11 protein-coding genes are annotated in these 11,896 nt (G+C 35.7%); 6 read left to right on the plus strand and 5 right to left on the minus strand.

Going from position 1 to position 11,896, the window contains the following annotated elements; all coding sequences use genetic code 11:
• Window positions 1–66 precede the first annotated feature (66 nt).
• From RBQ61_RS07455 to RBQ61_RS07480, 6 genes are all read left to right on the plus strand, one after another.
• Window positions 67–1,068: a TAXI family TRAP transporter solute-binding subunit gene (locus RBQ61_RS07455; protein WP_308139859.1), complete on the plus strand. Its 1,002-nt coding sequence runs from the start codon at window positions 67–69 to the stop codon at window positions 1,066–1,068.
• A 23-nt stretch (window positions 1,069–1,091) separates the two neighbouring features.
• Window positions 1,092–1,613: a DUF1850 domain-containing protein gene (locus RBQ61_RS07460; RefSeq protein ID WP_308139860.1), complete on the plus strand. Its 522-nt coding sequence runs from the start codon at window positions 1,092–1,094 to the stop codon at window positions 1,611–1,613.
• A gap of 16 nt (window positions 1,614–1,629) precedes the next feature.
• Window positions 1,630–3,600, plus strand: a complete 1,971-nt coding sequence (locus tag RBQ61_RS07465) for a TRAP transporter permease (RefSeq protein ID WP_308139861.1) — start codon at window positions 1,630–1,632, stop codon at window positions 3,598–3,600.
• Window positions 3,601–4,233: 633 nt separating this feature from the next.
• Window positions 4,234–4,968, plus strand: a complete 735-nt coding sequence (locus RBQ61_RS07470; protein WP_308139862.1) for a DUF6873 family GME fold protein — start codon at window positions 4,234–4,236, stop codon at window positions 4,966–4,968.
• Window positions 4,969–4,994: 26 nt separating this feature from the next.
• Complete coding sequence (gene ytxC / locus RBQ61_RS07475; protein WP_308139863.1) at window positions 4,995–5,834, plus strand: sporulation protein YtxC; 840 nt, start codon at window positions 4,995–4,997, stop codon at window positions 5,832–5,834.
• Between the two features lie 650 nt (window positions 5,835–6,484).
• Complete coding sequence (locus RBQ61_RS07480; RefSeq protein WP_308139864.1) at window positions 6,485–7,246, plus strand: transposase; 762 nt, start codon at window positions 6,485–6,487, stop codon at window positions 7,244–7,246.
• A gap of 233 nt (window positions 7,247–7,479) precedes the next feature.
• Here the strand turns inward: RBQ61_RS07480 and RBQ61_RS07485 are convergent, their stop codons facing one another.
• Genes RBQ61_RS07485 through RBQ61_RS07505 form a run of 5 tightly spaced genes read right to left on the minus strand, consistent with a single transcriptional unit; the run spans window position 7,480 to window position 11,753 of the window.
• A complete protein-coding gene (locus RBQ61_RS07485) occupies window positions 7,480–8,517 on the minus strand; it encodes a PotD/PotF family extracellular solute-binding protein (protein ID WP_308139865.1) in 1,038 nt (345 codons plus the stop codon).
• Window positions 8,518–9,324, minus strand: coding sequence for an ABC transporter permease (locus RBQ61_RS07490; protein ID WP_308139866.1), 807 nt, complete (start codon window positions 9,322–9,324; stop codon window positions 8,518–8,520).
• Window positions 9,318–10,160: an ABC transporter permease gene (locus RBQ61_RS07495; RefSeq protein ID WP_308139867.1), complete on the minus strand. Its 843-nt coding sequence runs from the start codon at window positions 10,158–10,160 to the stop codon at window positions 9,318–9,320. The genes RBQ61_RS07490 and RBQ61_RS07495 overlap by 7 nt, the downstream gene beginning before the upstream one ends.
• A gap of 1 nt (window position 10,161) precedes the next feature.
• Entirely contained in the window at window positions 10,162–11,202 is a 1,041-nt protein-coding gene (gene potA / locus RBQ61_RS07500; protein ID WP_308139868.1) for a spermidine/putrescine ABC transporter ATP-binding protein, read from the minus strand.
• Window positions 11,203–11,216: 14 nt separating this feature from the next.
• The gene (locus RBQ61_RS07505) at window positions 11,217–11,753 is read right to left on the minus strand and encodes a helix-turn-helix domain-containing protein (protein ID WP_308139869.1); all 537 of its coding nucleotides are present in this window, start codon (window positions 11,751–11,753) and stop codon (window positions 11,217–11,219) included.
• Window positions 11,754–11,896: the final 143 nt, after the last annotated feature.

An 11,896-nucleotide genomic window follows, 5' to 3' on the forward strand; every position in this document is an offset into this window, starting at 1 on the left:
TTTTTTGATGTTTGTCTTTATAATACTCTAAAGCTAAATGCTTAAAAATATATGGAGGAGAGTACAATGAAAAAAAGAACAACAGTTTTCTTAAGTCTATTGTTAGTAGTTTTTTTAATTGCAGGTTTAACCGGATGTGGAACAGATACTAATTCTGATACCGGGGAAGAACCTTCAACATCGGCTAAGCAGACATTCATAAATATCGGAACAGGCGGTACGGCAGGTACATACTTCCCTCTCGGCGGTGCATTCGCTGAAATCTGGAATAAAGACATAGCAGGCATCAATGCAACGGCAACAAGTACCGGCGCATCTGTAGCAAACGTTAACTTACTGAAAGAAGGAAATGTTGAAGTAGTAATAATACAAAATGACATTGCTTCTTATGCTGAAACAGGCACAGTTTTATTTGAAGGGGAACCTTATCCCGACATAAGAGGTTTATGTACATTGTACAGCGAACCCCTGCAATTGGTAACAACTGACGAAAGTATAAAAACAGTTGCTGATTTAAAGGGTAAGAGAGTAGCTGTTGGAGCGATAGGAAGTGGTGTTGAAGCGAATGCAAGACAAATCATAGCAGCAGCTGGGCTTGACTTTGAAGAAGATTTTGATCCGAAATTCCTGTCCTTCTCTGAAGCTTCAACCGGACTCAAGGATAAACAGCTAGATGCAGCATTCTTGGTTGCCGGAGTACCAACAGCAGCAATAGTTGATTTATCAACTCAGAATGATGTATTTGTTGTTCCCATAGACGGAGAAGTAGCTAAAAATCTTATGGAGACATACCCGTTCTACACTGAATTTATAATTCCTGCAGGAACATACAAGGGTCAGGCTGATGACGTTCAATCACTGTCTGTAAGAGCAATGCTTGCAGTAAATGCTAACCTGGATGATGAATTGGCATACGGCATGGTTAAATCCATATATGAAAACGGTGACAGAATTACTGCGGCACATAATGTAGGAAAAGACATAACTATGGATACAGCTCTGGACGGAATAGGAATAACCTTACATCCTGGAGCTCAAAAATACTTTGATGAGCAAGGTATAAAATAAATTATAGCAGGGAATGAGTCAGTTTGAAAAAAACAAAGAGTGGATTTGTAATTGTTGGATTGCTGCTTGCAGTAGCTTTTTTGTGCATTATAAGCATACTTGGTGTGGGCAAAAACAAACTGCTGGTTATTCAGAACAATACAACAGGAGAAAAGACAGAATTTTATCTGAAGGACGATAGCTTCTCCTTAGGATACATGCATTCTGTTATGAAGACTCCTGCTGAAGAATTCTTCCGTGTAAATGCGGATAATGAAATTGTGCTGGAAAAAACAGTATACGAATCTTTTGGTGTTGGCCTGCCATTTTTAGCAGACAAGAACGATTTTGAAATTAAAGATGATAAATTCATTCTTTATACAGACTCTGTTTTTAAAGAAATAAACATGATTATATCGCCTATTCCGGAGCATTGGCTCCAAATAGGCGATATGAAGTATGAGTTAACAAATATATTAAAAGAAAAAAACTGCTCAATTACTATTTATTCGCATGATGATTCAGTAATGAAATATTTAATGTCGTTATTAAGCAATCCATACTAGTAAAGGAGGAAAAAATGTGACTGAAAAAATAGGCAATGATATTGTTAAAGACATAGATGAAGAAGTAAGCCAGGAAGAAGTCGATCAGATTCTCAGGAAGTACGATAAGGGATCAGATTTTAGAGTTCTGTCGGGAAATGCAAATAAAATTATTTCAATGATGCTTTTGGGCTTTTCTCTTTTTCAATTGTATACAGCAATTTTTCTGGGCATGGAACCTATGATATTGAGATCAATTCATCTTGCTTTTGGATTATCATTAATATTTTTACTTTATCCGGCAAGCAAGAAATGGCCCAAGGATAAACTTCATCCTATGGACATTATTACTGCTGTAGTTGTAGTTATTGTATGCTTCTATGTTGTTGTGTTTTATAAAGATTTGGTTTACAGGGCCGGTAGGATTACTGATACAGATATGATAATAGGGCTTATGGCGGTATTTTTGGTGTTGGAAGCTGCCCGAAGGGTAATAGGGCTTCCAATGGTTATTATCTCTGTTTTATTTATCATATATGCATTTTTAGGACCGTATATCCCAGGCAAACTTGCACATAGAGGAGTCAGTCTGAATAATTTTGCCCAGCATATATTTTTTACGACAGAAGGTATCATGGGACTTCCAATAGGTGTTTCTTCTACATTTATTTTTATGTTTTTGCTTTTTGGAGCATATCTTGAAAAGACCGGAATGGGAGAATTTTTTATAAATTTGGCAAACTCTGTTTCAGGGAGCTCTCCCGGGGGGCCTGCAAAAGTGGCAGTAATATCCAGTGGCTGCATGGGAACTTTATCTGGAAGTTCGGTTGCAAATGTTGTAGGAACGGGGAGCTTCACCATACCTATGATGAAAAGGCTTGGATACAGAAACGAGTTTTCCGGAGCTGTTGAAGCTACAGCATCAACAGGGGGACAGTTGATGCCTCCGATTATGGGTGCGGCTGCATTTCTTATGGCGGAAATAACAAACACGCCATATTTTACTATAATAAAGGCTGCTGCCATACCTGCGCTTCTGTATTACTTTGGCGTGTGGGCAGGAGTGCATTTTGAAGCAAAAAAATTAAATTTGATGGGATTGCCAAAAGACCAGATTCCAAAAATCGGTCACGTAATGAAAACAAGAGGCCATCTGATAATTCCTATAATTGTAGTTATGTACCTGTTAATACAGGGCTTCTCTCCTATAAGAGCTGCTCTAGGAGCAATTGTTTCCACGCTTATATGTTCATCGTTTACGAAGGACACAAGAATGTCCTTTAAGGATATTGTAGAAGGGTTGATAAAAGGTGCGAAAAGTGCACTTACAGTTGTGGCGGCATGTGCATGCGCCGGAATAATAATAGGTGTTGTAACACAAACGGGGCTTGGGCTTAAAATGGGATCGGTAATTGTAGGTCTGGCAAAGGGAAATTTATTTATGACACTGTTTTTTACAATGATAACTTCACTGATTCTGGGAATTGGTGTTCCAACTACTGCGAACTATGTTATTACATCCACTATAGCGGCTCCCGCATTACTTCTGCTGGGCGTTGATGTTATACCGGCACATATGTTTGTATTCTATTTCGGAATTATAGCAGACGTTACTCCTCCTGTTTGTCTGGCAGCAGTTGCAGCGTCAGGTATTGCGAAATCCGAACCAATGAGTACGGGCGTACAGGCAACGCGTCTAGCTATAGCCGCATTCCTGATACCGTATATATTTGTTCACAGCCCTCGTTTGCTTATGATAAATACGACACCATTATTGCTTATATTCGATATAGCTACGGCACTTGTGGGAATTACATGTATAGCAATTGCCTTAACTGGTTTTTTCAAAACTCGTATGTCAATTATTGAAAAAGTTTTATTTGCAGCAGGAGGTCTGTTTTTAGTGTTGACTAAGGTTCATTTTGTTGCTATAGGGATAGTGCTTATAGCTCTGGTATATATGCTGCAAAAAAGAAAGGAACAAAAAATTTCAAAAAGTACGACCTAATAGAATCTGTTCGTGACTCAAGTATATTTTTTTAATGCAGATAATTGAAAAATATTTAATTAAAATTTTAATTGATAAAGCTTCTGATTTTTCAGCGGCTTTATTTTATTTCAAACAACAGAAATTAAAAAAGATTGTGACTTGCAGGCATCTATTACGTTCAGCTGCAAAATGCAGTAATTCCCTCAGTTTAAAGAAAAGCCGTAACAAAAATATTACAGGTACATAGTATGCTGTGCGCAGACTGTTGAAATAAATAATAATTGCACTGATAAAATATGTATTATTATACAAAAAATAAAGAAACTAATTTTCAAAAACTATCACTTTACATACACGAGATGAAAAATTTCAGGATTCACAAAAAAATAGATACGATTTTTTATTGAAAATAAGCGGTTTACAATTTAAGAGCTTGAACTAAAGTTTATACTAATTAATGAATAACATTTCAAGATTTCTGTTAATAAGTGCGTGTGAGACATAGGGCACATCTTTCTATTTATCATTTCCTGAATTTTTTTTAAAAAAATAAGGTATCATAACCATAGCTTCAATATTTTTTATCCTGAAAGTTGAGTTGATAATTGCAAAATGGTATAATTGCTTACAAATTTATATACAGGAGCTTTTATGAATCCATTTATTCCTAATAAAAAGCCTCGCTATGTGCTTATTGACTACAGAGCAGGGGATGAAATAATTAATTATTTAAAAAAATTGAAGATAGAACCTATCAAGACACTAAAATGTGATGATTTACAGGAACCTGTGAACGGACATCCCGACATGGTAATTCATCCTGTGGATTATGAAACTTTTGTGATTGCTCCCAACGTTTACGACTATTACAGAAATGTTTTAAAGGACAAAGGAATAAAAGTTATTAAAGGTGGAAAAACTCTATGTAGAAACTATCCCGAGGATATCGCATATAATGTAGCAAGAATAGGGAGATATGCTGTGCACAACACTAAGCATACAGACCAGGTATTAAAGTATTATTTGGAAGAAGCAGACATTGAATTCATTCATGTTAATCAGGGATACACAAAATGTTCGACTTCAGCAGTAAGTGACACCAAAGCTTTGACATCAGACATACTGATACATGAAAAACTCAAATCATATAATATAGACTGTATGTATATAAACCCTGAGCTGGTTCTTCTTGAGGGCTATAATCACGGATTTATAGGAGGCTGTGCAGGTTTAATTAATGAAAAGATTTTCTTATTAACAGGTAAAATTCCTGATAAGAATATTTTAATCACATTAAAAAAATTTATCCAGTCAGCAGGATATGTATATGATGAAGCTTCAAATGGGCAAATAATAGATTTGGGATCTCTGATACCAATAATTTAACCTCCCTTGAAGAGAGGAGTGACTGAGTGGAGCTTTTATCATTAGAGTTAAATGAAAATGAAAATCATGAAGTGTTTAATAATATTAAGATTATCACAAATTTGGATGAAAGTGATATAAATATAGAAATATCATCTACAGATGAGGGAAATATAAGAATAAGATATTTCACGGATAACAAAGCTAGTAAAAAGAATTACATTGAAAAAATAACTGGAAGAGTAACGAAGCTGTTGATTGAGTATACAAAGCTCGAAAGTATAAATCTTTTAAAGGAAAGTTATTTTTATTTTGATGAAGAAGAAGTATCAGCCATTATTGCTGATATTGAGGATGAAATTCACAACGATATTAAAATTCAGCTCATCGTAAAAAATAAGTTTAAAGAAATACTTGAAAGATCAAACATAATAAATTTGAACGGATTCATTAACTTTAGGCTGAAATTTATTAAGCTATATGCCGCGCAGGTAGTTGAAAGATGTATTGACAGCTACCTTATGAAAAAAGAATACATGGACTTTATAAGCATCATAAAACTCATATCCGATGCGGAAGAGGGAGAATATGATGTGGCTAATGTAATCTTCAGTGACCAAAAACTTCAGATCTACGATAAAAATATGAAAAAAATAACATATTTTGATAATAATGCGGAATTTTCTGCGGAGCTTGACAGCAAGATGACATACGACGAGACGGTAATAAATTTATTGTTAAGCGTGTCTCCTAAGAAGATAATAATACACGAATCAAAGATAGATAAAAAGGATAAAGAAGCGCTTAATACATTGGAAATTATAAAGAAAATTTTTGAAGGCAAAATTGAAATATGCAAGGGTTGCAAATACTGTGATTTGTTTTAGTATAAGCGTATTGTGACATTTAAGGTTTTATAAGGCCTGCCTGTTTTGCTGCCGTTCAGACAGCCAAGTTCTATTGCCTGCCGTACGGTGGCTTGCAGGACAGGTCAGAGAAGTTATTATAGTGAGAAAATGTAATATTATTTTAAAATATTAAGGAAATCAAAAGGTTTATGTTTTAGAATTATATAAAAGGGAATATATATAATGAGTACATGAAAGGGAGGAAGTACATATGGCATTTTTAGTATTGGCAGCATTAATTACAGTTACCGCAACAACCGCAATTCACTTGTTAAATATAAAAGAATCAGAAGTAAGCAACGAACAGTAAGTATAAGCGAATTGAGATTTAGTCTCAGTCAGCAAAGTATAGATGATTTAATAATCGCAAAAAAATCACATGATTGTCATGTGATTTTTTTATATGTGTAATTTTAAAATTAATAAAAAACTTCTATTTGTGGCATTTTATAAGGTATCCATCCATACTTTGTGTTGTAAATGGGCAGACATGGGGACGTTTTATATGTCTTGGTTTTTTATGGAAATTATTAATTGACCCTGTAATAATAAATGCTATAATAGTATTAAACTATAATGAAGAATTAAGCATAATAAATAAAAATATATATAATAAAAAGAGGTGCCGTATGCCCAGACAAGCAAGGGTAAAAAGCATTACCGGAATATACCATATTATGCTGAGAGGAATTGACAAACGAGATATATTTTTAGATAATGAGGATAAGTTAAAGTTTCTGGAAAGCATTGAAAAAGCTAAGGAAAAGGGTAAGTTTAATGTGCTTGGATTTTGCTTAATGGATAACCATGTTCATATGCTGCTGAAAGAATATGAGGAGATTGGAACAAGCATTAAGCGTATAACGGTAGGCTATGTTGGATGGCACAATAAAAAGCACGATAGAACAGGTCATTTATTTCAGAACAGATATATGAGTGAGCCTGTAAATACTGAAGAGTACTTGGTGACGGTATTAAGATACATTCATCAAAATCCGGTAAAGGCAAGAATTGTAACATCTGTGAAAGATTATAAATGGAGCAGTTACGGATTTTATTATTTATTTTACAATGGACAAAAAACAATAATAGATGGAACATTAATTGAAAATTATTTTGGGACATTTGAGGAATTCAGCAGATATATGAATACAGTCAATGATGATGAGTGCCTTGAAGCAAAGACAGTAAAGCATAATACGGATAACAAGCTGACAAAAATAATAACTGATAAATATAAGGTTATAAATTTGCCGGAATTGCCTTTTGACAAGAAAAAAGCAATTATTAAGGATATTTATATCATGGAGAATACAAGTATTCGGCAATTAAGCAGAGTTTTTGGCATGGGGAAGTCAATTGTTGAAAAGGTGCTAAAAAAAGACGAATGAAACGTCCCCGCGTCCATAAAAAAAGACGAATGAAACGTCCCCGCGTCCATACCCGCGTCCATATGTAAATATATCCTTATATTTACATTTCAAAACCTTTTCTGAATTTTATCGTCTAAATAAGTGGGAATAAATAAAAGGTCCATTTTTGAAACAATAATTTGTTAAATAATAAAAAAACACTTAAGAATTATCGGTAAATTTCTTAAGTGTTCATTTTATTTTATGGCCTGTTATTCTGCCATCAGTTCAGTCCATCTTTCAGTATAAAGTTCTATAAAATCTTGAGGGTCTCTGAACATTTCCATTTTTTCTATATCTTCCTGAGGAATGTTGAATGCCGGGTTGTCAAGCAACTCTTGATCCACCTGCTTTATTGCTTCAGTATGGACTGTAGAGTACCATACTTCGTCGATGTTTTTAAGCGTAGCATCCGTAGAACATAAAAAGTCAATGAATTTTTCTGCCAGTGGCTGATTTTTTGCTGTTGACGGAACGAACATAGCATCAATCCAGATGTTGCTTCCTTCCTTTGGAATTACAAAGTCAAGATTTTCATTTTCAGCCATTGCAGAAACAGCTTCTCCGGACCATACCAAAGCCATATCAGCTTCTTCATTTATCATAATATCAGGGGCACCGTCTGTTATGTATGTCATAACAAGCGGCCTTTGCTTCAGTAATAATTCTTTGGCTTCATCCAGCTCTTTTTCGTCCACAGTATTCAGAGAATATCCCAGTAGCTTCAATGCTGCTGCAAAGGCGTCTCTTTGAGAATCCATCATTATGATTCGGTGCTCGTGGCTTTCGTCCCAAAGCATTGCCCAGCTGTCGGAAGAGGCATCTACGGTATTTTTGTTGTATAGTATGCCAAGGGTACCCCAGAAGTATGGGACTGCATATTCGTTGCTTGGATCGTAGGGCTGGTTTTTAAATGCTTCGTTTATATATTTTGAATTGGGGATATTATCAAAATTCAGCTTATTAACCATTCCTTCGTTAATCATTCGCTCAATCATATATTCGCTTGAAATTATAAGGTCATAGTTTGATGCTCCTGCTTTTGCTTTTATATACATTTCTTCGGGAGTTGAATATGTGTCGTATGCAACTTTTACGTTGTTAGCTTTTTCGAATTCAGTCAGCAGGTTTTTGTCAATATAGATGTCATAGTTCAGTACATTCAATGTTTCTTTTTTCTCGGAACTGCATCCTGCGGCAATCAATACCAAGCACAGCACCGAAGCAATTAGAAGTAATCTTTTTTTCATTTAGCTCTTATACCTCGCTTTTTGTAGTTTTTTGGATTTTTCTACTCCGTTGGACTTTTTGTTTATTAATATCATCAGCAGTAATACAACTGCCAGCATTATTGTGGACAATGCATTAATTGTTGGGCGGACGCCTCTTCTTGCCATAGAGTAAATTACTATGGAAAGATTAGTAACGCCTTCTCCTTTTGTAAAGTAGCTTATTATAAAATCATCTATGGACAGTGTGAATGCCATCAAAAACCCTGCTACAATTCCAGGTTTTATTTCAGGAATTATAACCTTTCTGAGAGCGTACATGGGGGTTGCTCCCAAATCCATTGCTGCTTCTGTCATGTGCACATCCAATTGCCTGAGCTTAGGAAGTATTGACAGAATTACGTATGGGGTGCTGAATACTATATGTGAAATCAACATGGTATTAAAGCCGAAATTTATGTTAAATGATATATACAGTATCATCAGCGATATACCTGTTACTATGTCCGGGTTCACAACGGGAAGATAGTTAACGTTCAGAAGCAATGATTTAAGCTTTCCGTTTATGGCGTTAATTCCGATTGCTGCTATTGCACCCAGAATTGTAGATATGACAGCTGAAATTATCGCTATTGTTATCGTGTAATAAAACGCTGATCGTATATCCTTGTCATAAAACAGTTCAACGTACCATTTTAGTGAAAATCCTGTCCAGTTTCCTCTTGATTTAGATTCATTAAATGAAAAGACGGCAAGCACTATAATAGGTGCGTAAAGGAACAAAAATATCAGTCCCATATAGATTTTTGACAAATATTTTTTTACCAAAGTCTTGCTCCCCCTTCCTTATCAACATCAAATCTGTTCATTATTGACATGGAAATAAGTATTATCAACATCATTACAATTGATATGGCGGAGCCAAAATTCCAGTCACCGTTCAGTATGAACAGTTTTTCTATAAGATTTCCAATCATCATGTTTTTGTTGCCTCCAAGCAGCTGCGGTATAATAAAGGTGCTTACGGCAGGCATGAATACCATTACGATTCCCGAAATCACTCCCGGCATGCTCAATGGAAATATAACTTTTCTGAATTTTATATACTTGTTTGCTCCCAGGTCATCTGCTGCTTCCAGTATCCCGGAATCCATTTTGCTCAGCGCCGTGTATACGGGAAGTATCATAAATGGAAGAAAATTGTAAACCATGCCCATTACGGTTGCACCTCTTGTGTAAAGCATGTTTACCCTAGGTAGGCCTATGAGTTCAAAAAAATTATTGAGAATTCCGTTATTTCCAAGTATGGTCATCCACGCATAGGTTCTTAAAAGCATGTTCATCCACATTGGAAGTATGCAGAGAAACAATAGGGTGCTTCTCTTGGACAAATCAGCTCTTGAAATTATATATGCGGCTGGATATCCCAACAACAGACATATGACTGTAGAAACTGCGGCCAGAAAAATTGAGTCCCACAATATATTTATATACAGGGGGTCAAAAAATTTCCTGAAATTCTCTGCTGTAAACTGTATGGTTGTAAGACCGTTTGACTGCTTGGTTGTAATGCTGTATAACAGAACCAAAAAGCTAGGGAACACTATAAATATTATCATCCAAAGCTGGTAAGGGTATGAAAAGTACTTTGTCCTATTTTTCATATCAGTCTCCCTTTTCCATTATGTGAATATCGTCTGGCGTAAGGGTCAGCCCAACTGTGGAACCTGCCGGAGCCATATCTGTGGAGTGAACCAGAAATTCGTAACCTTGAACCATAATGCGCATTTCATAGTGGACACCTTTGAATGTGACTGAGTTGACGGTACCGTTAAGTTTGCCTTTGTCTTCGAGAGTAAGGTCTAAATCTTCGGGACGGATTACAACGTCAACTTCTTCACCTCTGCCGAAACCTGAATCGAGGCAATCAAATTTTTTGCCTAAAAACTCCACAAGATAATCGTCATGCATGACTCCGCTAATTATGTTGCTTTCTCCTATGAAGGCTGCCACAAATGCATTCTCCGGTTCGTTATAGATGTCTATGGGAGATCCCATCTGTTGTATTATGCCATCATTCATAACAACTATGGTATCTGACATTGTCAGCGCTTCCTCCTGATCATGCGTTACATAAATAAAGGTTATTCCTATTTGTTTCTGCATAGCCTTTAGTTCGTGCTGCATTTCCTTTCTTAGCTTTAAATCAAGAGCACCGAGAGGCTCATCAAGAAGAAGAACCTTAGGTTCGTTAACCAGAGCTCTGGCAATTGCAATACGCTGTTGCTGGCCTCCGCTCAGCTGATCGATTCTTCTTTTGCCGTAATTCTTCAGATTAAATAACCCCAGCATTTTTTCCACTTTGCTGTTTATAAGTCTTTCATCCATTTTCTTTATTCTAAGGCCGAAAGCTATATTTTCAAAAACATTCAGATGAGGAAATAAGGCGTATTTCTGAAATACGGTGTTCAGCTGCCTCTTAAAGGGAGGAACGTCGTTAATCAGATGGCCGTCAAAAAATACATCACCTTCATCAGGTGTTTCAAAACCTCCTATAATTCTCAGAGTTGTGGTTTTCCCGCAGCCGCTGGGACCCAATAAGGTTACAAATTCATTTTTCTTAACGGATAGGTTAATATCATCAAGAACTATCTCACCATCATATTTTTTAGTAATATTATTCAATTCGATAATAGCGTTGTCCATATTTTTCTCCTGATTTAAAAATTAGGCGGAGTGCAAACCCATATTATTCGCGCCGGGTTTTTACTCGTGTTTTCTATAAAATGTGTCTTGTTTGTCTTTATATAAAATGATTCGCCTTTCTTAACCTTGTAGGTCTTATTTCCATAATTCAGCATTATGCTCCCTGAAAGAACATAGCCGAATTCTTCTCCTTCATGCGGTTCGTCCGGCTTGGTTTTTGAATGGCTTCCAAGCTCTACAAGAATGGGTTCCATTTTATTTTTCTGAGCATTGGGAATAATCCAGTTAATTTTATAATTGTTATCAGACTCCTTGACAAATATGTCCTCTTCCTTAAATACTATCTTCCGATCTACCGCCTCGTTAAAAAAGCTTCCTAAATCGGTTCCCAGGCATTCAAGTATATCTGTCAGTGTTGCTATGGAGGGTGATGTCAAATCTCTTTCAATTTGAGATATGTATCCCTTCGTAAGCTCGCATCTGTCGGCCAGTTCCTGCTGAGTTAGAGAACTGGCAGTTCTTAATCTTTTTAAATTTTCACCGATATCCATAAAAACCTCATTATTTGTTTATATTATTAAACACAAAGTTTAAAGTTATTAAACTTTTAAATCGATTTTTATTATACATACCTGTAATTGTAATGTCAATATTAAATTATCCAAAATCGTGATTTTTACAAAAAAAGAAAGCA

This window comes from Sedimentibacter sp. MB35-C1 (assembly GCF_030913635.1).
Lineage (GTDB): Bacteria > Bacillota > Clostridia > Tissierellales > Sedimentibacteraceae > Sedimentibacter.

Bases quoted from the DNA above. Each gene is read 5' to 3' on its own strand.
- RBQ61_RS07480 (WP_308139864.1), top strand. From the start codon at position 6,485: ATGCCCAGACAAGCAAGGGTAAAAAGCATTACCGGAATATACCATATT.
- RBQ61_RS07470 (WP_308139862.1), top strand. From the start codon at position 4,234: ATGAATCCATTTATTCCTAATAAAAAGCCTCGCTATGTGCTTATTGAC.
- RBQ61_RS07505 (WP_308139869.1), bottom strand. From the start codon at position 11,753: ATGGATATCGGTGAAAATTTAAAAAGATTAAGAACTGCCAGTTCTCTA.
- RBQ61_RS07495 (WP_308139867.1), bottom strand. From the start codon at position 10,160: ATGAAAAATAGGACAAAGTACTTTTCATACCCTTACCAGCTTTGGATG.
- RBQ61_RS07485 (WP_308139865.1), bottom strand. From the start codon at position 8,517: ATGAAAAAAAGATTACTTCTAATTGCTTCGGTGCTGTGCTTGGTATTG.
- RBQ61_RS07455 (WP_308139859.1), top strand. From the start codon at position 67: ATGAAAAAAAGAACAACAGTTTTCTTAAGTCTATTGTTAGTAGTTTTT.
- potA (WP_308139868.1), bottom strand. From the start codon at position 11,202: ATGGACAACGCTATTATCGAATTGAATAATATTACTAAAAAATATGAT.